A 19,638-nucleotide genomic window follows, 5' to 3' on the forward strand; every position below is an offset into this window, starting at 1 on the left:
GGAGAATTTCTGATCATATTGGATCTACACGGTCAGGGCCTGTCCGTGACCGTGATCGCACGGCGAATGTGCCGCGACCCAAGATGGTCTGCAAATACGTCGAGCGCGGGCTCCAACTCCCAGCCTGTGGCCAGGGACGGGCGTCCAAACAAGATCGCGCCCTTTGTCGACTATCTACGAACGGTCTCAACCTTTCCCGATCTGAGCGCCGTGCGCCTGACGCCCGAGATTCGTGTGCGCGGCTATGACGACGCCTACACCCGCCGTGAAGCGCTTCGTGGCCGCGGTCCGACTGCAGGAGCAGGTGCGTCCATTCGAGGTGCAGTTCGAGGCTCGGGCCGGACATCAAGACACAGATCGACTTCGCGCGCTTCGTGACCGAGTTCACCGACGGGCCGGGGTAATGCGCATCGTCCGGCTGTTCTCGCTCATGCTGGGTCCACACGCGCTACATCTTCGCCCGCTACTTCATGCACAAAAACCTGCAGACGTTCCTGCCTATGCAGGCTTTGACGCCATTGAGGAAACCCGTCGAGGGCCGACCGGCGCGGGCGGCCTCAACACGCGATGACCCGCTCTCACGAAGGTAGCGGCGAGCCGTATTGCGCGCGCAACCGAATTCCTTTGCAATCCGTTTTGCGCCTCAGCCACATCGATGCAGGCGCACCATCGACATCACTTCCTCTGCTTGCAGCATCCGCTTACCCTGCATCGCCCCTCGACGGTGCAGGACGCACAGAAATCTCGCCTCTCAAAGAGAGGGGTCAGTTCTTCGCGTCGTCAGGGGTCAGTTTCTCATTCGGCCGAGACCCATCGACCGGCCATGCTGGTCTAACAGGCCTGTTGGCGGGAGCGGGATGGCGCGCAAGCCGTAGCTGAAGCCTTCGAAGCCGTTCTGCACTCCGTATTTGAGGGCAGCCTCCTTGCCCGGCTTGAACCGCTGATCGGAACGACGGGGCCGTATCCCGAGCGGCGCGGTTGAGCACCAGCGTGACCGGCTCGCCCGATGCGAGCGTGCGTCGCCCTCCTGATTCCCCCTCTCGCCTGATGCCGGCCCGAGATGCGTCTCCCCTGGCGGCCGATGCCGCCCCAAACCACTGTGGCTGTGCAGGTCTTTGGCGGGCTGTGAAATTTGGGAACCAGTATCTTTCAATGAAGCGGATCAGCTTGCTTTTGAAGCGCGCCATTTGCAGATCGGGCGTCGCACCTGATTCCTCCAAGCAAGAGCTGCAGGGTGATTCGATCCGGCACTGACCCTCGCCCAGCGGGCTGGGTTGAGCCGGTGCCGGACCGAACCGTCTAGGGCAACGCCGGCTATCTCGTGGAGGATTGGGTCGACCTCGCGGCGATAATGTGTCACGGAATCACCGTTTCCAACACGCACCTGACAAATGTAACTAGGCGTTTCCGACGGCGCGGCGCAGCTCGGCTTCGGCCAAAGCTCTGCGGTTCGGCCGTGAAACCCGATGTTGGCCGTGTACTGACGGATCACAGCGGTCGGGATGAAGGACAGGGAAACACTCACAATACAGCATTTCGGCGAGCAGCTCTCCGGTCGCCTTGACCCAGCATGGTGCAAAGTTATGCTCCCGCCACCTGCGCTCTCCCATCAGCTTCGGCGACGTATCGCGGCCCAATCGGCTGAGGGCGCTTGTGGGAATTCCCCTAGATCGGTCAAGTAATGCTCACAGACGCCACGCGATGGTGCTTTCCCAACGCCTACGACCGAGGTCGAGCTGTTGTGGGTGTTTCAGGCGGTAAGATGGGATATGTGATCTCCGGTCGCTTTCCGGTCAGCGAATTGAGGAAGGCAACGATCCGATCGATTTCGATTTGCGTTAGCTCTTCGCCGAGCTGGGTGGTGCCCATGATACCGACGGCCTCTTTCAGGTTCCAGACCTTGCCCGAATGAAAGTATGGCGCGGTGATTGCTACGTTGCGCAGCGACGGCACGCGGAAAACATACGAATCCTCTGGTACATTGGTGATGGCAAATCGTCCCTTGTCGTTCTCCGGCAGAACGTCGGCGCTAGGCTTCTCAACGACTCCGAACGGATAGTAGCCTTCCCCTCCAAGATTGACGCCGGAATGGCAGGACGAGCAGCCCTTTTCTGTAAAAAGGGCCAGGCCCTGTTTCTCTTCCGGACCGATGGCGGTGTCATCGCCATTGAGGAAGGCGTCGAAGCGCGCCGGCGTGACCAGTGTCGCCTCGTAATCTGCGAGTGCATTGGCTAGATTATTGAAGGTGATGGGTTCGGCCTCCCCCGGGAAAGCTGAATGGAACCACTCCACATATTGCGGCATCGATTTGAGCGTCTCGACCACTTGGTGCGATGTGTTGGCCATCTCGGCACCGCCCTGTATCGGCCCTTTGGCCTGAGCTTTCAGGTCTTCGGCGCGACCGTCCCAAAACTGCGATTTGTTGAAAACAGAGTTAAACACCGTCGGCGCGTTGCGCTGCCCCTTCTGCAAACCATGGCCAATCGAAGTTTCACGATTGTCGTCACCTCCGGTGGCCAGGTTGTGGCATGAGTTGCAAGAGAAAACGCCTGAGGACGAGAGGCGTGGATCGAAAAACAGCGCCTTGCCGAGGGCAATCTTCTCCGGCGTGCTCGGGGTGTTGGTGACCTCCGGTACGGATGGCAAGGGCTTGAAGATGGCCAGTGCCGTTTCTCTGAGGTCTGGCGGAATGGACTGCGCAGCAAAAGCTGTGGCTGCCACCAGCGCAACAGCCATCGCAGTGAATAGAAATTTCATAAATGGATTCCTTAGGATGTGCACGGAAACCATTGTCCACATGCGGCCCGCGAACGCCCTGCGCTAGATCAGCGGATCGAGGGGAATCGTGCCTGGACGACGAGTTGCGATCGACTTGTGCGTCAAGTTCTGCAAAATGGCTGGCGGTGACGTGATGCGTCCGCCGAGCAGCCCCCATGTAGTGGAGCGGCGGGCGCACCGGGCCGCGCTCAGGCGGCCAATGCCCTCAGGCTCTCCTTCTTGTGCTCGCGAGAGATGCTCCATGTTGAGGTAGCGGGTCGCCTCGAGCCAGGTCTCATGGATCTCAACCACCAGCGCCCGCACCAGCCGCATACAGCTCTGCGGATTGGGAAAGATGCGCACGAAAGGGCGAGCCACCGTTCTCCGCCTCGGAACTGACGTCTAGCCATAGCTAGTAAAGACGTGGGTACGATCCCAGAATTCTAATGCCATCGATCGCCGCCAACGCAGCCAGCGCCGGGTTCGTCGAAACATGTCCAGCGACATCGATGACATACTGATGGGTGTCCAGCCGCTCGCATGTCGGACGCTCATAGATGTTGAGAACGACTAAATCTTCCTCCGAGAACATCTTCAGGAGATAATTGAGGTTTTGCTCTGAAACGCGGAGATGAAGTGTCGTCCGGTCGAATCCAGTCGGCGCAGGAGTCTTGCGCCCAAGCACCCACCACCGGGTTACGTTATGTAGCCCTTCTTCGATTCCTGTTCGCAAGATTTGCAGATTGTACAGCTTGGCTCCAAGTGCAGGACCAAATGCCGCTATCGAGGGAGACTTTTGCTCAGCCACGAAAGATGTCGCTCCCATGCGGCTCTCTCGCTCAACGTTCGGCATGTTCTCGTCGAGCCACGCGGCCACCTCCTGCAAGGCTACGGGATGGCCCATTACCTTGGTGATCGTCGAGAAACTCGCATCCTCGGTTGCAATCAGGCTATAGCTTAGGATCTTCGGATACTCGGCGATGATCCTGGGAGACCTCAAGCTCAGGATTTGATCGAGGTAAGGAGTGGTTCCGACCAGAGAGGTCGTAGCTGGGGCGCATGCAACGTCGACGCAGCCCCTTTCATATGTTTCGAACAATCCATCGCTGAACGGAACGAGTTCAACTTGGTCACCAAAGATGTCCAGCGTGGCTTGATGTGTCCAAGTACCCTCGGGGCCAATGTACCCGGCCCTCTTGATCCCGGAGGTGTCAATCAATGGAGGCCGCTTGAATTGCTCGTTCATTTTCGGCCACACTGGATCGAGAGAGCGTCGGACCCACATTCCAGGAACAGTCACAATGGAGAGGTTCACTGCAGAACATGAGAGCCGGGGACCTGCCCCTCTTCACTCGCAAACATCTTGTTTCAGTAGGAACTAGCAGCTTCCCACAATCTGCTGCCCCGGTCGGCGATGGGATCCATGTTCTTGTCCGCTCAGCGGCGGTCGGTGGCACGTCTGCCCGGCTCTTGCCGAGCAGACGCAGAAAAGTTCAGCTAGCTTTGCTGAGACTGCCAGCGGAGGACTTGCCGGTACGGCGGTCCTGTTCGATCTCGTAGTTGATCTTCTGGCCCTCATTAAGGGTCGAAAGGCCCGCTCGTTCGACAGCCGAAATGTGGACGAAAACATCCTGACCACCATTGTCGGGCTGGATAAATCCAAATCCCTTGGTGCTGTTGAACCACTTTACCGTTCCGGTCGCCATAATCGTATTCCTTTGTAACCATGTCGATGTGGGCAGGCCATAAGCCAGTCCGCTTCATATCCGAGATTTCAGGAGCAGCAAAAGCGAAAATCGCAAAAGCCCGCTCCAATCGCAAAGCGACTCGCAAGGCCCACCATGATCGCCTGTCGCCGGAAGCATCTCCCGCGCTGGCGCTCGGAATGGCCCAAAAGTCAAGCGAAGCCTGCTTCGCTCCGGAAATTCCAGAACCGCGTCTATCGCTGGTTTTGGAGTCCTATCACGGGAGCTGCGATCTACATGTGAGCAAGGGTACCCTGACGACCCAGCGACGGCCAATCACCCCGCCGCCGAGTTAAAACCGCGCGGTGGCCGAGATCGGCGGCCCTCACAACGCCTTCACCTCTATACCGCCTTCTACAAAAGAGTGGCGCCCTCGGCATTGGAGCAGATGATGAGCGCTCGGACATGGTCGGCGACGAATACGTATCCGCTCCGGTCTGGGATTCAGCGTTATTACAGCCCCAGTTTCCTATTCAGTTCCGCGTTCTCCTTGCGCAAGCGTTCCGCGAGCAGGCTCTTCAGTCGCTTGTTTTCTTCCTCAAGCGCGACGAGTTCCTTCAGATTGTCACCATCCGATGCAGGCGGCGCAGCCTTCTTCCATTTATAGTAGGTCTGTTCCGAGATGCCGGCCTGCTTTACGGCACCCTTGTGAGTGGCGCCGCCACTGATAGACTTCTCGATCTGGGCGAGCATCTGGGCACGCTCCTTTTCAGAGTAAATCTTCCGTCCGGTCCGCACGGCCGCTGCTGGTGCTTCCTTCGCCTGAGGCGCCGTATTGGCGGCATTCTTCCGAGCAGGCTGCCTAGGCTCAGCCTTCGCCTTCCGCGACCGTGGTGCTTTCTTCTTTTCAGGCGTCTCCACTTTGGCTGCCGGTTCCGTTGCAGTTTCAGCGTCCAAGAGATTTGCCATGAGATGCTCCGCTCGCGGTTTGTGCATGTGTTCAGCATCAAGTGCTACGGCACTAGAGTCAATAAGGCGACCATTTGGCAACTCCATCTCCTTGAGTTCCCTTGTTGTCTCGGTCATTGCTGCGGAGAGATCGACATCGCCCCAGATGGAACGACCCCGTTTTTGAGAACTGCGCTTCTGTCTGATCTCCACCGTGAACGGTCGGGTCTGCCGCCTCATAGTTTCTTCCTTGTTGGATACGAATTGCGCGGAAGTCGCGGCAGACACGAATGAACGTCTGGCCCTTCTGCTGTCGCCCGAGCTATATGCATCCGACGGCACGAGCAAGCCTGCTGGCTACTCACACCCTGAACAGACCGTTTTCTATAAAGCCTGTGAGCAGGTAGGCTATGCCATCTCGGGCATCGACGAGGAGGTCGATATCCCAAAACATGGCAGCATGCAAAAGCTATTTCCTCGTGTGTCCGATAGTACTTGACGGCTTGCACGCAACTCAAAGAAGCTGCTCCAGAGCACCGATGATCTCGGTCCCGGAGCTCGGTCGCCGTAGCCGCAGAAGTGCAATGGGCCGATCCGTTTTGGCACCGCGCTGCTGGCCTTGCTATGGACCAGCGACGACGCAAACGCGAGTCCTTGCGCCTTGAATGACCTCGATGAAACCTTCCGCGGCCCAACTGGTCGTACGCGACCTTACCGTGGTTCCCGAAACGCCGAGCTCATTCGCCAGGTCGCGGGAGGACGGTAGTTGACTGCCTCGTTCATAGACCCCGGCCAGGATCTGCTCGCGAAAAGCTTCGTAGATCTGGCGCGGGCCCAGGCCTTGCGAGCGACCTGCCGACGCGGCACGGGACTGATGGATCAACGCCGGATCGGGAAATAGCGTGCCCCTTATTCCACTGCTGGCCTCTGTCCAAAAAAAGGCGCCGTTAACGAAATTTTTTAACCCTCCAATGCTTAATCGCGAGACTGGAGGCGTGACCTGATCAATGGGTGACTCAAGCATAAGCGCGTTTCCGCTGCATCGTCGGCGGAAATTGGTCGAAGGTATCGCCCGGGTTCTGGAATCCAAGAACGGGGAGGACGCCAATGCCTTCTGGCGCAGCACCGTGAAGACAATTCTCGTCCAACTGTCCCAACTAGGAATTGCACCGGGGCTCGCTGAACAGGAAATTGGAACGCTTCTCCGTGCTATCTTAGCCGATATAGCCACCCGGTCTGCGAAAGTCGAACAATAGCATCGGCTCACGAGGAAGGATTGCAGGCAGCGCCGGTGGCCGCGCCCACCTCCATTTCCGAGGTTCGCGCCCTCAACGAGGCGGCTCGCGGGGTTACTTGAAGCCGGCGATCTGGGTGACGATGTGCGCCTGACGGTCGAGCGCGGCGAGCGCAACTTCGCCAGCGGGGACCGCGTTATGTTCCTACGCAACAAGCGCGGCCTTGACGTCAACAACGGCACGCTCGGGACGATGGAGCAGGTCAGCGCGCAATCCATGATCGTGCGCACCGATGACGAGCGTAGCGTCTCGCTCGACCTCAAGGATTATGACCGCATCGATCACGGCTATGCCACAACCATCCACAAGGCACAGGCATGACCGTGGACCGCACACATGTGCTGGCGACGCCGGGCATGGACGCCCATGGCAGCTACGTCGCCCTGTCGCGGCACCGTGACGGCACGGACCTGCATTATGGCCGCGACGATTTCACCGATCGGGACCGGCTCACCCGCACCTGTCGCGCGACCGGGCCAAGGACATGCGTCAGATTATGAGCGCGCCGGTTCGGCGCAGCGCTATGCCGAGCGGCGGGGAATCACGTTCCGCGAGCGTGTTGCCGACATCGTGCGCAAGGTCGTGCCTGAACGGCTACGCAATATGTTCGATGGCCGGCGCCCTTCGGCAGATGGCGCGCCCGACTCCGACGCCACGCGCAGGCCGGAAAGAGAAGTGCGCCTCGAATCCGCCGCGCCAGCGAGAGAGACCGCCGAGGACGGGCAAGCGGCGTTGCGGAAAGCCCGAACCGATGCGCTCGTGCGTCATGCCCGCGCCGTGGACGCGATATTCAACGACGAGGGTGCCGGTAAAGAGGCCAGCCCGATGCTGTCGCGCGAACTGGCCGACGCCCGAAAAGCCTTCGACGAGGTGCGGCCCCATGGCTGGCGCGATGCTGAGGCGGCTTATGTCAAGACTCGGAGCGTGTCGGCGAGGCCGCTGACGGACGGATCAACCGCGTCATCCGTGCTCTCCAGCTTGAAACCGAAATCCGCACCGATCCGAGCCGCCGTGCCGACCGCTTCGTGGAACGCTGGCACGAACTCGATCGGACCAGCCAGCATCAGTATCGGGCGGGCGACATGCCCGGTTACAAGGCCACGCGATCGGCGATGGGCGACATGGCCAAAAACCTCGAACGCGATCCGCAGCTTGAACCCATCCTCGCCAACCGCAAGGGGGACCTCGGCATCGCCTTCGAATCAGGTCGTCGTCTCGGCCTGGAACTCGCCTTCAACCACGGCATCGACATCGGAAGAGGCCGGGGCATCGGACTGTAGACCCGTCCGATTAACGGCCGTCTCTACGTCGGGCTACGACGACGCGCAAAACCCTCTTGCGCGCCCGTAACTGTCCGTCCTTTCTGGATCAGGAGCAGCCAGAAACAGCCAGCAGGAGGCAGCACGACCATGCCCGAACCAGACCGTATCATTCGCCTGAAAACCGTCCTTTCCCGGACCGGTCTGTCCCGATCTACAATCTATCGCAAGATCGCCGAAGGCACCTTCCCGCGCCAGATCCAAATCAGTGTCCACGGTTCAGGCTGGCATGAATCCGACATCAGTCGCTGGATCACCAATCCCGTTTCGTGGCGTCCGCAAGACCAGGGCGACAAGTTCTGATGAGGGTGATGCACACGGCCACGGGAAGCTGGGTTGATCGAGACGCGCGGTCGCCGCCTGGGCAAGCGAAGACGGCAAACCGGAAACGACAGTCGGGCTCGCGCCCATCAAAATGGGTTGCTCAAGCAAGGCAACTTTGGCGGTGGTGTCGGTGTGCGCTTGTCACGGCGTTTCGAAAGTACGTAGGATCACTTTCTTGACCTGTGGGACGTGATGCGAGTTCTTCAACTAGATCGCCTAACAGCGCACGTTCGCCTTGGCCTAGTTGCCGATCCGAATGCAGCAAATCAACCAATTCGGCTGCGTCGCCGATTACGGCTTTGCGGATGGCGTTGCCGAAGCTCACGTCATAGAGCTTGGTGTTTTCCCGCCCTGCAAAAATGCAGCCCAATCGCTCATCATGGCGCGGCGCTTCTCAATCATGGTTTCGCGCCGATATGCGGCCTCAACATCGCTGCTGATGGCGTGGGCGAGCGCAAACTCCCGCATGTCTCGGGGATAGTCGGACAACTCCCCTGCCCAATCAGAAAACGTTGACCGCAGCCCATGGGGCACGGCTGGACGCTTCGAGTTCTTGTCGAGCCAGCCCGTGCGGCCCGCCTCGATCTCGCTTTCGTGCATCCGTCTCATGGTGGCGCTCAACGTCATGTCGGACAGCATGCCGCCACGGATCGCTGGAAACGCATATTCTGTGTCGGCGGTCGCGGCCTCTTTCATCGCAATTAGGATTGTCATTGCCGCATCGGATAGCGCCACAACGTGCGGGCGCTTCATTTTCATTCGCGATGCCGGCACTGTCCACAATTTGGCGTTCCAATCGATTTCCGGCCATTCCATGCCGCGCACTTCGCCAGATCGCGCAGCGGTCAATGTCGCGAATTCCAATGCCCGCGCACCCGTGCCTTCGCGTTTGCACAATGCTGCGAACCACGTGGGCGCGTCTTTCAACTGAACGGCAGGCTGATTATCGACTGTCGCAACCTTGCTTGGCTTGGACAACATGGCATTGAGATTGCCCTTCCACACTGCCGGATTGTCGCCCTCGCGGTGTCCGTGTGCCTTTGCCCAATCAAGCACGCGTTCGCAACGTTGCCGCAAACGCGTGGCCGTCTCTGTCTTGGTCGTCCAGATCGGCTTAAGGATTTCAACCATGTGATGTTTGGTGACTTCGGAAACGGCAAGATTCCCAATGACGGGCATTGCATACGTGTCCAGCGTGGATTGCCATTGCTTCCGATGCTTTTCGTTTCTGAATTCCGCCAGCGTGTCGGCAAGGAATTTGTCAACGGCATCGCGGAATGTGAGATGGCGCTTTGCGGCTTCAATTGCGGCTTTGCGACGGTCGCGCTTCTCTTGTAGCGGATCGATGCCGTTGCGGATTTTGTCTTTGGTTACCCTCGCCCGCTCGCGAGCTTCGCCCAATGATACGTCATGCCCGCCAAGACCCATTTCGCAACGCCGGCCATTGACGTTTGTTGTGCGCAATAGCCATGATCGGCCGCCGCCCGGCGTGATTTGAAGTGTGAGCCCGGCAACACCGCCAACGGCAAACACAGCGTTGCCCGGTGTGGCCGATCCGGGGTGTTTCAAGTTCTTGACGGCTAGTGCTGAAAGTTCCTTCGCGATCTTCGGCATTTCTAAACCCATCATCTTACCCGCCAAAAATAATGGCATTGGATGACGCGAGTTGCAACGGCGCGAGACAGTCATTCAGATTAATGCATTGATATTTCTTTATGATTTTCATTGATTGAGACGACATGAGACAGCAATATGGCTGCCGCTCTCTCCGCCATCAATTTTCCCAATACTATGATGTTTTCAAGCTGTTAGCGAAGAGGGAAGACACCTCAAAGCCGTCCGCAATTGGCTGTTAGGCAGGTGGCCGGAAAGACGTTTCGTGCGGCCCGCCCCAGAAACCGTCGCGCTATCGCCGATCGGTTACCGCCCTGGCAGCTGACCGATCACGTTGCAATCGGTCGTGCTGTCTGAACGCGCCGTGTAGGTGGCGTAGATCACCAAATCCGTGTTCATGGCGATTTCACGCACCAGCTTTCGACGGACTGCGGTGGCGAACATGGCGGGCTCTGTGACACCGATTGCAAACGCGTCTGGTCCGCCAATGACGCAGCGCTCGAAATAGGATTGCAGGTTGGAACGGCCATACCTCGCGAACCCGTCGGCCCCGCCAATCCGGGGCAGTGCGATAGGCAGCCCGTTGATCGTCACGCCTTCCGCGAGAAGAACCTGCCGGATGGGGTCAAGGAGTGCTCCCGCATTATTGGGTCCGTCGCCGGATATATCAACAACCCTGCGCGGGCTGCGCAAGCCACTATTCGCGAACAGATCATTCGCGGCAGACAATGCGCCGGAAATCGACGTTCCGCGGCCTTCAGTCAACGACAAAGCCGCGAGCCTGTCTGCCAAATTGAGAGCGTCCTCGCGACTTTGGACGATTGTCCACGGCACGATGACGGTTTGCTGATTTGGCCCTGCCCACTCCAGATAGAGCACTGCAATTCTTCCACGCTCTCCCGACTTGACTGCCCCCGCAATGTCCGCGTGCCGGAAAGCATCGACGTAGCCGTCGCGCTGCACTCTTTGCTCAACTTTGCTCATCGACGGCGAAACGTCCACTGCCAGGATCAATTGCAGATCGACGTCGACCAGGCCGTCCTGGGAACGGTCGGTTGAGTGAGCCTGGGGCGCCATTGCCAAGAACAGGCTCATCAGGCACACGCCTGTGAGCCGGAGCACCGGCCTTGCGCCCACACTTCGAGCAATCTGCACTTCGTCGTCCATGGTGAGCCTCTCGCTGACGCTGCGATTGTCGGTCCGAGGCGTCTCGAGGTCACGAACGGCTTCCGATCATTTGCCGAAATCGGCGCTCCCCGCCCGATGTGAATGATGATGGCAAGCGCGAAACCGTGCTAGGATCGAAACATTGGACTGCGGCTTCGTGCTTGAGGGAAACGGCTTGAGTAGCTCGCCGCCCACGATGTTCGTGCTCAACGGCGTTACCGTCGACGTGAGCAGCGAGACCTTGCGCGACAAATCCAACAGCACAATCGCACTTCGTCACCAAACCTTCGCGGTGCTTCGTCACCTTCTGGAGAACGCTGATCGCGTCGTCACCAAGGACGAGCTGATGAGGGCGGTCTGGAACGGGATCGCGGTCACCGACGACAGCCTTGTGCAATGCATTCACGAGATCCGTGCGGCGCTCAATGACGGTCGGCAGGCTGTTGTGGAGACGGTGCCTCGGCGCGGTTACAGGCTGGTCCGTCCTTCAAGCGCCGGCCCAAGAATGGCCACTATCCTGGCAGCCGAACTGGCTGCTGACGGTCGGCCGCCAGGTGAGGCTGAGCGGGGCGCTGCTGTACCAATCGGGCCGTACAGGCAGATCGTCGATCGGCTGCTGGTGCAACATGCCGGTCGCGTGTTCTCGAGCGCCGAAGAGAGCGTGGTCGCCGAATTCGCAGGCCCTGTCGAGGCCTTGCGGTGTGCGAGCGACATCCAGCATGAGGTCGACAGACGGAATTGCCAAGTTCCCAAGACAAAGCGCCTGCGCTTCCGCATCGGGCTTCACCTCGGTTATGTCGTCGACGAGGGCGACCACCTCGGGGGCGAGGCGGTCGAGGTCGCAGCCCATGTTCAATCATTGTCACGACCGGGCGGGATTTGCATCACGGAAGCGGTTCATGCCCAGGCTCGAGACCGGCTCCCGCTGGAATTCATCGAGCTTGGCGAGCAGAAGCTGAAGGACGTCGCACGTGCCCTGCGCATCTACCGCGTACCTCTTGCTTCAGAGGAACCGGTCAGGTCGCCATTTCGCGGTCTCGATGCCTTCGAATTCGAAGATGCCGATCTCTTCTTCGGCAGAGCGCGGGCGATTGCTGCCTGCACTTCAAGACTGGAGCAGCAGGCAGCAAGCGGCACCGCATTCCTGCTAATCTACGGCATGAGCGGTTGCGGCAAGTCTTCCCTCCTGCGCGCTGGCCTGCTGCCGTCATTGATCCGGCCCGGAACCGTGGCGGGCATATCGTTGTGGCGCCGCTGCCTGATCCGCCTCTCCGAAGGACCGGATGCATTCGCTGTGCTGGCTGCGGCGCTGCTTAGCGAAGCTGCTGTGCCGGAACTGGCCTGCGAAGTAACAGCCGCGGAGCTCGCTCGGCTTTGCAGAAGCGCGCCGGATCGGGCGCTGGCGATGGTTCGCCAGGCACTTGGCAAAGCCGCTGGGTCGGCCCGCTCGCAGATCAGATTGGTTGTCGCCATCGATCAGCTGGAGGAGCTGTTCACGACGGAGAAGCAGCCGGCGACGCGCGAGGCTCTCGTGCGGCTCATGACGCTGCTCGCCGCGAGCGGACTGGCCTGGGTGATCGCGGCGATCCGTTCAGATTTTTTTCACCGTTGCGGCGAGGTCCCGGGGTTCTCGGCGCTCAAGGATGGCCTCTCCAGCTACGAACTCCTGCCGCCGACTGGCCCGGAGATCGGTCAGATCATCCGTGAGCCGGCGGGCGTTGCCGGACTCCGCTTTGAGGAGAATGCCGAGTTGGGGCGACTCGATGACGTGCTGCAGGAGGCAGCAGCTGCCGATCCCGGATCATTGCCGCTTCTGGAGTTTGTGCTCGACGCGTTGTACCAGGCCGGCCGCCAGCGCCGCGTTCTCACCTTTGCGGATTATCGCGCGCTCGGCGGGCTCGAAGGCGCAATCGCGCGCCGCGCCGATGAAGTCGTGGATTTACTGGCGCCCGAGATCCAGGAGGCCTTACCGACGGTACTGGGCGCCCTCACAACTGCAAGTCTGAGCGATGACACCGTGACGGCACGTCCAGCCCTGCTCACCGAAGTTGCAGGTACTCCCGCGCGATCGGCGCTGGTCAGGGCCTTGATCGACGCGCGGCTCCTCGTCAGCGACGAGAACGCCGCAGGGCGTGTCTTCGTGCGCGTTGCACATGAAGCACTGTTGAGGCGCTGGCCGCGCGCAAGTGACATTGTGAATGCAAACCGGAATTATCTCGAGACGCGCGAACGCCTCAGGGCTGATGCCCACCGATGGCACCTGGAAAGCAGGAATCGAGAGCTTCTCCTTCCGTCCGGCAAACGTCTGGCGGAGGGCGAAGAACTAATGTTGTCGAGACGGGAGGAGATCGACGATTATGTCCTTGAGTACATCGAGGAGTCTTTGCGTGCCCATCGGCAGAAAGAGGAGAAGGACCGGCACGCAGCGCTAGCGCTGATCGAGGCCGCCGAAGAGGCAAAACACGAGCGCCTGGAGCGCGAAGCCGAGCGCCGGAGCCTGGCGGCGGCCGCAGCAAACCGGCTTTCCCGACGTACCCGCAACGCAGCGATTGTGGCGATAATGCTCGCTCTCATCGCGGGCGCAGGCGCGCTGGTCGCCTTCAGGGCGCAGGAGGAAGCGAGGTCGCAACGCGACCAGGCGATGCGCAATCAGTTCCTTTCGCTCTCGTTCCTTTCGGAGCAGTCCACCGCGGCAGGCAGCACCGAGGCTGCGATCCTCTTGGCGCTTGAAGCACTGCCCTCAAAAGACCAATCCGAGCGGCAATATCTGTTCGAGGCGGAGGCAGCCCTCTACAAGGCTCTGCTGGCGCACCACCAGATCAAAATCTTCCGGCATGGCGCCGGCGTGACGGATACGGCATTCAATCCGAGCGGCGATCGCATCGTCACCGCATCCTACGACAAGACTGCAGCCGTCTGGGACATCTCCAGCGGTGCCGAAACTGCAGTTCTAATGGGTCATGAAGCGGCCTTGGAGAGGGCTGAATTCAGCCCGGACGGGAGCCGTATCCTGACGGCGGCGAGGGATGGCACTGCACGTCTCTGGGACGCTGTCTCGGGAGAGCAGCTCTTTATCATGCGCCCGGTAGGCAATTATCCGACGGCAATCTTCAGCCCGGATGGCACCCGGGTGCTGACGGCGGGGGAGAACAGCGATGCAACGCTCTGGGATGCTCGGACCGGAAAGAAAGTTCTAGGTGTAAAAAGCGACGCATATACGCGTGCTGTTTTCAGTTCAGACGGCCGCAGCTTCGCGACGGCAGGCAAGCATTTTGTTTCGATCTGGAATAGCGCAGACGGCGCGCTGACGCGGTCAATGCGAGTGACCTCCTGGCCCTACAGCCTGGCGTTCAGCCCGGACGGAAGCCGGATGCTGGCCGGCCCGTGGGGTTGGCATTCACACCGCGACACTTCCAGCCTTTTCGATTTGTCGAAAGGAACGGAGATCGCAAAGCTGGCCGGCAGCAAGAGCGACACGCAATTGAACGGCGTCATTTTCAGTCATGGGGGTCAGCGAATCGCCACGGTATCCATCGATGGCACTGCCCGAATTTGGGATGGAGCGTTGGGAACGCTGGATCATGTGCTAGGCCAAGAGGTTTCGGGGTTGAAGGCAGACATCGATACGGATGAACGCGATGTGGAGATGAACGGTGCTTTCACCCCGGACGACCGCTTCCTGGCGACCGCCTCGGTCAATGGGCCGATCCGCATCTGGGACGCTGAACGCGCCTCGTTGGTGACGACGATCGCCGGTCATGAATCCTTGGTCGAGCATATGGAATTCAGCCCGGTCGACAGCAACATTCTTCTCACTGCTTCACACGATGGCACCGCTCGGCTGTGGGATGTCGACGGCGCGCTGACGACTTCGCTCTCACATGAATATCGGCCGACTTTCGCGGTCTTCAGTCCCGACAATGTCCACCTTCTGACCGGCGGCGGCGACAGCGCGGCGCACCTGTGGGATATCGTGAGCGGGCGCGAGACAATCCGGCTCGATACACATGAGATCGTTCAAAGCGCGACGTTCAGCCCAGATGGAAGGCGGGTCGCGACGGCATCTCTTGGGGGGCAGGTCCGTGTTTGGGATGTGGCCACGGGACACGAGACCGCCCAGTTCCGATCACATCGCGGCCTGATCCAGATCCAGTTTGGTCGCGACGGCAAATCGCTTCTCTGCGCATCGATGAACGGCACCGCGCAGCTGTGGGACGCGGCGACCGGCACCGAGCTAGCCGCCATTAACACGAGCAGCAACCTACCGCAGGCCATTCTTAGCCCTGACGGAAATCTGATCCTCTCGGCCAGGGAAGACAATGCGGGCCACCTCTTGACGACGGGCGGAGCCGAGCTCAGGGTTCTTGTGGGGCATCACGATCGCATCACGGCAGCGGCCTTCAGCCCGGACGGTCAACTCGTCGCCACGGGCTCACTCGACCACACGGCTCGCATTTGGTCGACCACGGACGGAGCAAACGTCAGAACGCTAGTGGGACACACAGGCGCGGTAACGGTCGTCGCCTTGAGCCCCGACGGTCAGTTGCTGCTGACCGGCTCGCGCGATGGAACCATCCGGATCTGGAGCGTCGCTGGCGGACTGGAAAGGGCCGTTCTAAGGGGCCACAGCGGCGCGGTGGACAGCGCCCAGTTCAGTCCCAACGGTTTGTATGTCGTGACCGCGTCCTCGAAGGATCGCACGGTCCGGCTCTGGGCGACGCAATCGGGACGCCAGATTGCCGTCCTTGGCAGCCACGACGAAGCAACCATTCTACTGGGCTTTACACGCGCAGCTTTCAGTTCCGACGGCACCCGCGTTGCAATTGTTTCGGGCGAAAAAGATGTCCGCATCCTTCGCGTCTTCCAAACGTCCCGGGACCTCATTGACTTCGCCCGGCGCACCGTCCCTCGCGAACTCACCGCTTGCGAGCGGCGAAGCTTCTTCCTTCCTGAAGACCCTGCAATTGGCACTTGTCCGGGCTGAGGTCGACAACGGGGTCAGAGCCCTTGTGATCAATCTGCGATGCCAGGCCGATACCGCAGCATCTTCTTCGTCCGCTGTGGGGGGTGCGTAGCAGCCATTCCGGGTCTGGGTTGGGCATTCTGATCGAATTTATAAGAAACTGGGATGGAGACGTGTCTGTACCTCAGACAGGTAGGCTTGCCGGTCGCCATCCAAGGCAACCGTGAAGCAAACAGCGCAACTTATTTAGATGCGAACTCGAAAGACGCTCTCTTCGCCAGCACTCTAGCGGTCGGGGTGGCGGCAAGCCGCATCGTGGGCGGCTCAGATTGCGCGCTCTGGGGTGTGGATCGGCCTATGGTTCGTCTCGATCCCGATGCTCTCGCCCTCGCCATGCACCTGGTTCCGGTCCCAATCGTTGGTCTTGTCAGGCGTTTTCGCGGCAGCTTTTTGGTTTTCCCGTTCCTTGTCCTTGCGGGGCTTAGGACCCGGCAGATCGCGCGATGATTTGGGTTCCATTGAGGTGTGTCCCTGTCAGTCGAACAGAACCCAACGTGGGCTGAGCTCGAATGTTCCGGCGCTTTGCCGGCGATATGCATTGCAGGGACATCCCGGCGTCCTGCGGAAGGAACCGGGCAGCCCACAGATACGTTCTGGCGCTCATGGATGAGCTTGTTGAACGTTTCGGGCAGCAAACCTGGCTGCCATTTTCCGTAATTTCAGCCAGGCTTTTGCTGGCTGCGGTTCTTGGCTCACTCGTCGGCATGGAGCGCGAATGGCGTAACCGGCCGGCCGGGCTGAGGACGCATATCCTGATCTGTCTAGCAACCGCCTTGATCGCCATCCTGGCCATCGAAATCACCCATCTCCCCGTCTTCGATGGCCAGGAGATAGCCATTGACCCCATCCGCCTGATTGAAGCCACAACTGCCGGCGTCGCATTCCTGGCTGCGGGGCTAATATTCTTCTCCAAAGGGGAGGTTCAGGGGCTGACGACCGGCGCGGGAATGTGGCTGGCCGGTGCCATTGGATTGGCAGTGGGTCTCGGGTTCTGGCAGATCGCAATTCTTGGCACAGTCTTGGCGCTGATCGTGCTAGGGCTTTTGCAGCTGGTGCAGGTTGCCCCAAAGGACGAGCAATAGTCGGAGCATTTGGAGGCAGGGCGTCCAGTCCCTGCGCTTGTCGGCGTTACAGTGTTTTGCTGAATTGCAGATTCCGATCGTCTCGGCCGGCGCACTCGTGGCAGATCATGACCTGTCACCAAATCCCAGTGCAGACACCCATGGTCCGGCCCGACAAGGCAGGAATCCTCCTAGCCATTTTCGGCTCTGCGCAGCAGCCGCGACAAGTGCTGCCGATGCATCGCCTGCATGTCTTCAAGCAGCTGGAGGAAGCGCAGGGCGTCATCGGTCGGCAATCCCTGATCGCTGAGGTCGGCAACCAACTCGTGCTGGCGGCGAAGGTGCCGCTCGCCTTCGTGAACAAGCCGCCTGGCCATTTCGATATCATCGTCGATTGCCATTTACCGGAACGTCGCTGGTGTCGTGACGTTCCTCGGGCGGGCTGTCCAAGATTGGAACTGATTGCGCGGCCATGACTTGTTATGGGAGCGGTCGTTTACCGTTGGGACGTAGCCGTCTCGGCAGCACAAAGCCCGTCGCTTACGCTCATTAGCTGCGACGGGCTTTTCAAGTCTTAGAAAATGTTAATGTCGGTCGCCGCAAGCGCGGCGCATAATGGAACTCTGCCCCGCTGCGCGGGGTAAGGGCCCGGCCTGTATGTCAAGCCCCCAACCCCGCCCGGCAGGCCGGGCTACTTTGATCCACAAAAGCGAACTTTTGCACCGTCCGGTCCGCCGCGTGGCGAGAACGGCGGCCTGCGGCACGTGAAGGCAGCCGAACGTCGTCAGCGTCTGGCGAGACAACGGATCGGCGAGCAACGCGAATGCACGGCGGAACCAATAGGCAAGGGCGCGGTTGGGGCAGATGGTCGCCTATAACGAAACAACTGATCCCGCGCTTACCGGTGCACGCGGTCGAGGCCGGATTTTGCGCCCTCGTTTCTGTCTGTTCGGAAGGAAACGAGGCCATCCTCACGAGCGACATCTGTGTCGGCCTCATTCTTATGAGAACCGGGAAGCAGTCGCGCACGCCCTTGGTCTTAGTCACCAACAGACAAGTTCGTTTGCCGGGCACGAGCCGCTTGCAATAGCTCTGCATCACCTCCCGGGAGTTCTTTGGTGATCGAAGACGATAGCGTCTGTCAGTGGGAACGAATTGACTGCTTGGTTATCGGTGGCGGTCCGGCCGGCTTAGCAGCAGCGACGTATCTCGGGCGCTTTCGCCGCCGGGTCGTCGTTGTCGATTGCGGTCAAAGCCGCGCGAAGCTCATTCCGATTACCCGCAACTGTCCCGGCTTCCCCGACGGCATAGCCGGCGCCGAACTGCTGAATCGGCTGCGGCAGCAGGCTTTGCAGAGCGGAGCCGATCTTAGGCACGATATAATCCACGAGATTGGCCGCGACGGAACAAATTTTATTGCGATCGGTTCGACAGCCATTCGTTCCCGCGCGGCGCTCCTGGCTACTGGGATTGTGGATAAGCTTCCAGAGACGCCTTCGGCAGACGATATGATCAGAGCCGGCACCTTGCGCCTCTGTCCGATCTGTGACGGCTATGAGGTGATCGATAAGCGGGTCGCAGTCCTGGGCCCGGCGGAAGAGGCGGTGAAGAAGGCATTGTTCATGCGGACCTACACTCGCGACGTCACCGTACTGACGACCGATGCTTCGAGTGAAATTGATGCAGATGCCGGCCGACTGATCCACGAAGCTGGAATCCAGCTCGAGCCCTGCATCCCTCATTCGCTACGACCCTCGGGAGAGCAGGCCACCATTCAACTCTCCAACGGAACAGCATCCTCATTCGATACCGTCTATCCAGCCATGGGATGCACGATAAGGTCGCAACTTGGCCTAGATCTCGGGGCGACATGCGACGAGCTTGGAAATCTTGTCGTGGATGCGCATCAGCGCACGGTCGTGCCAGGCCTGTATGCCGCTGGCGATGTGGTCAACGAAATCAATCAGATTGCTGTCGCATTCGGCCACGCCTCGATCGCAGCCACCGACATGCATAACTATCTTGACGATACCAAGTGCTAGTTTTCACCGGTGAATTGTGATGCATCTTGTTCAGATCCTGCTCCCCTGCTCGGACAACAACGGCCAGCCTTTCGCTCAAGAAGATTTCGACCGCGTGAAGGAAGAACTGGCGAGTCGCTTCGAAGGCGTTACTGCTTACCTTCAGGCGCCTGCCGACGGTTTGTGGAAAAAGGGTGCCGAGTCCAACGCCGACAAGATTGTGATCTTCGAAGTCATGGCCAACGAGGTCGATCTCATCGACTGGCGTGAACGCCGGATCGCACTCGAGCGGTGGTTTCGACAGGAGAAGGTGGTTATCCGCTACATGCCGATCGCGCTGGTGTAGTCGTTCTTGTCCATGCACGGGAAATCAGAGGCGGCGCCTCTCCTCCCGGCGTAGCTCAGATGAGTTCGCTCGGCCCGT

General features: G+C 59.9%; 15 protein-coding genes and 3 pseudogenes. 8 read left to right on the forward strand and 10 right to left on the reverse strand.

The features are described from left to right. Positions 1-580 precede the first annotated feature (580 nt). From A9K66_RS30955 to A9K66_RS28980, 7 genes and pseudogenes are all read right to left on the reverse strand, one after another. Positions 581-697: pseudogene (locus A9K66_RS30955) on the reverse strand (helix-turn-helix domain-containing protein); the annotation flags it as partial. Between the two features lie 1,022 nt (positions 698-1,719). Further along, on the reverse strand, positions 1,720-2,757 hold the full coding sequence (locus A9K66_RS00370) for a cytochrome-c peroxidase (RefSeq protein ID WP_156315230.1): 1,038 nt from the start codon (positions 2,755-2,757) through the stop codon (positions 1,720-1,722). A gap of 209 nt (positions 2,758-2,966) precedes the next feature. After that, positions 2,967-3,120 (reverse strand): annotated as a pseudogene (locus A9K66_RS28970) (transposase); the annotation flags it as partial. Positions 3,121-3,169: 49 nt separating this feature from the next. Continuing rightward, a complete protein-coding gene (locus A9K66_RS00380; RefSeq protein ID WP_067318761.1) occupies positions 3,170-4,003 on the reverse strand; it encodes a prephenate dehydratase domain-containing protein in 834 nt (277 codons plus the stop codon). A 247-nt stretch (positions 4,004-4,250) separates the two neighbouring features. Further along, positions 4,251-4,463 (reverse strand): cold-shock protein, encoded by a 213-nt coding sequence (locus A9K66_RS00385; protein WP_067318763.1) that lies wholly within the window; start codon positions 4,461-4,463, stop codon positions 4,251-4,253. A gap of 492 nt (positions 4,464-4,955) precedes the next feature. After that, positions 4,956-5,630: a transposase gene (locus A9K66_RS00390; RefSeq protein WP_245307332.1), complete on the reverse strand. Its 675-nt coding sequence runs from the start codon at positions 5,628-5,630 to the stop codon at positions 4,956-4,958. A gap of 382 nt (positions 5,631-6,012) precedes the next feature. After that, positions 6,013-6,414, reverse strand: a complete 402-nt coding sequence (locus A9K66_RS28980; RefSeq protein WP_245307333.1) for a winged helix-turn-helix domain-containing protein — start codon at positions 6,412-6,414, stop codon at positions 6,013-6,015. On the opposite strand from A9K66_RS28980, the gene A9K66_RS30960 reads away from it, so the two are divergent. The 3 genes and pseudogenes from A9K66_RS30960 (at position 6,398) to A9K66_RS28985 (ending at position 8,307) form a co-directional block, all read left to right on the forward strand. Further along, positions 6,398-6,646 carry a DUF6074 family protein gene (locus A9K66_RS30960; protein ID WP_067003870.1) on the forward strand — a complete coding sequence of 83 codons (249 nt, stop codon included), beginning with the start codon at positions 6,398-6,400 and terminating at the stop codon, positions 6,644-6,646. The genes A9K66_RS28980 and A9K66_RS30960 overlap by 17 nt on opposite strands. Positions 6,647-6,705: 59 nt before the next feature. Continuing rightward, positions 6,706-7,965, forward strand: a pseudogene (locus tag A9K66_RS00400) (Ti-type conjugative transfer relaxase TraA); the annotation flags it as partial. Positions 7,966-8,094: 129 nt separating this feature from the next. Next, positions 8,095-8,307 (forward strand): AlpA family transcriptional regulator, encoded by a 213-nt coding sequence (locus A9K66_RS28985; RefSeq protein ID WP_082953618.1) that lies wholly within the window; start codon positions 8,095-8,097, stop codon positions 8,305-8,307. 342 nt (positions 8,308-8,649) lie between these two features. Here A9K66_RS28985 and A9K66_RS00405 read toward each other — a convergent pair whose 3' ends face one another. Both A9K66_RS00405 and A9K66_RS00410 read right to left on the reverse strand, forming a co-directional pair. Next, positions 8,650-10,017, reverse strand: coding sequence for an integrase arm-type DNA-binding domain-containing protein (locus A9K66_RS00405; RefSeq protein WP_245307335.1), 1,368 nt, complete (start codon positions 10,015-10,017; stop codon positions 8,650-8,652). 231 nt (positions 10,018-10,248) lie between these two features. Then, a complete protein-coding gene (locus tag A9K66_RS00410) occupies positions 10,249-11,109 on the reverse strand; it encodes a DUF1194 domain-containing protein (protein WP_082953619.1) in 861 nt (286 codons plus the stop codon). Positions 11,110-11,251: 142 nt separating this feature from the next. On the opposite strand from A9K66_RS00410, the gene A9K66_RS00415 reads away from it, so the two are divergent. Beyond that, complete coding sequence (locus tag A9K66_RS00415; protein WP_156750988.1) at positions 11,252-16,093, forward strand: winged helix-turn-helix domain-containing protein; 4,842 nt, start codon at positions 11,252-11,254, stop codon at positions 16,091-16,093. A gap of 303 nt (positions 16,094-16,396) precedes the next feature. On the opposite strand, the gene A9K66_RS29995 is transcribed toward A9K66_RS00415, so the two are convergent. Next, complete coding sequence (locus A9K66_RS29995) at positions 16,397-16,591, reverse strand: hypothetical protein (protein WP_156750989.1); 195 nt, start codon at positions 16,589-16,591, stop codon at positions 16,397-16,399. A gap of 143 nt (positions 16,592-16,734) precedes the next feature. Between A9K66_RS29995 and A9K66_RS00425 the strand changes: the two genes are divergently transcribed. The 4 genes from A9K66_RS00425 (at position 16,735) to A9K66_RS00440 (ending at position 19,560) form a co-directional block, all read left to right on the forward strand. Beyond that, the gene (locus A9K66_RS00425) at positions 16,735-17,214 is read left to right on the forward strand and encodes an MgtC/SapB family protein (RefSeq protein ID WP_067319603.1); all 480 of its coding nucleotides are present in this window, start codon (positions 16,735-16,737) and stop codon (positions 17,212-17,214) included. A gap of 140 nt (positions 17,215-17,354) precedes the next feature. After that, on the forward strand, positions 17,355-17,669 hold the full coding sequence (locus A9K66_RS30000) for a hypothetical protein (RefSeq protein ID WP_156750990.1): 315 nt from the start codon (positions 17,355-17,357) through the stop codon (positions 17,667-17,669). 642 nt (positions 17,670-18,311) lie between these two features. Then, positions 18,312-19,235: an NAD(P)/FAD-dependent oxidoreductase gene (locus A9K66_RS00435; RefSeq protein ID WP_245307338.1), complete on the forward strand. Its 924-nt coding sequence runs from the start codon at positions 18,312-18,314 to the stop codon at positions 19,233-19,235. 19 nt (positions 19,236-19,254) lie between these two features. Further along, positions 19,255-19,560 carry a hypothetical protein gene (locus A9K66_RS00440; RefSeq protein WP_067318770.1) on the forward strand — a complete coding sequence of 102 codons (306 nt, stop codon included), beginning with the start codon at positions 19,255-19,257 and terminating at the stop codon, positions 19,558-19,560. The last annotated feature ends 78 nt before the right edge of the window (positions 19,561-19,638 follow it).

The sequence above is a fragment of the Mesorhizobium sp. AA23 genome (assembly GCF_001672435.1).
In the GTDB taxonomy this organism is placed as follows: Bacteria; Pseudomonadota; Alphaproteobacteria; order Rhizobiales; family Rhizobiaceae; genus Mesorhizobium.

Bases quoted from the DNA above. Each gene is read 5' to 3' on its own strand.
- A9K66_RS30000 (WP_156750990.1), top strand. From the start codon at position 17,355: ATGGTCCGGCCCGACAAGGCAGGAATCCTCCTAGCCATTTTCGGCTCT.
- A9K66_RS00385 (WP_067318763.1), bottom strand. From the start codon at position 4,463: ATGGCGACCGGAACGGTAAAGTGGTTCAACAGCACCAAGGGATTTGGA.
- A9K66_RS00410 (WP_082953619.1), bottom strand. From the start codon at position 11,109: ATGGACGACGAAGTGCAGATTGCTCGAAGTGTGGGCGCAAGGCCGGTG.
- A9K66_RS00370 (WP_156315230.1), bottom strand. From the start codon at position 2,757: ATGAAATTTCTATTCACTGCGATGGCTGTTGCGCTGGTGGCAGCCACA.
- A9K66_RS00380 (WP_067318761.1), bottom strand. From the start codon at position 4,003: ATGAACGAGCAATTCAAGCGGCCTCCATTGATTGACACCTCCGGGATC.
- A9K66_RS29995 (WP_156750989.1), bottom strand. From the start codon at position 16,591: ATGGAACCCAAATCATCGCGCGATCTGCCGGGTCCTAAGCCCCGCAAG.
- A9K66_RS00425 (WP_067319603.1), top strand. From the start codon at position 16,735: ATGGATGAGCTTGTTGAACGTTTCGGGCAGCAAACCTGGCTGCCATTT.
- A9K66_RS28985 (WP_082953618.1), top strand. From the start codon at position 8,095: ATGCCCGAACCAGACCGTATCATTCGCCTGAAAACCGTCCTTTCCCGG.
- A9K66_RS00405 (WP_245307335.1), bottom strand. From the start codon at position 10,017: ATGACTGTCTCGCGCCGTTGCAACTCGCGTCATCCAATGCCATTATTT.
- A9K66_RS28980 (WP_245307333.1), bottom strand. From the start codon at position 6,414: ATGCTTGAGTCACCCATTGATCAGGTCACGCCTCCAGTCTCGCGATTA.
- A9K66_RS30960 (WP_067003870.1), top strand. From the start codon at position 6,398: ATGGGTGACTCAAGCATAAGCGCGTTTCCGCTGCATCGTCGGCGGAAA.
- A9K66_RS00440 (WP_067318770.1), top strand. From the start codon at position 19,255: ATGCATCTTGTTCAGATCCTGCTCCCCTGCTCGGACAACAACGGCCAG.
- A9K66_RS00390 (WP_245307332.1), bottom strand. From the start codon at position 5,630: ATGAGGCGGCAGACCCGACCGTTCACGGTGGAGATCAGACAGAAGCGC.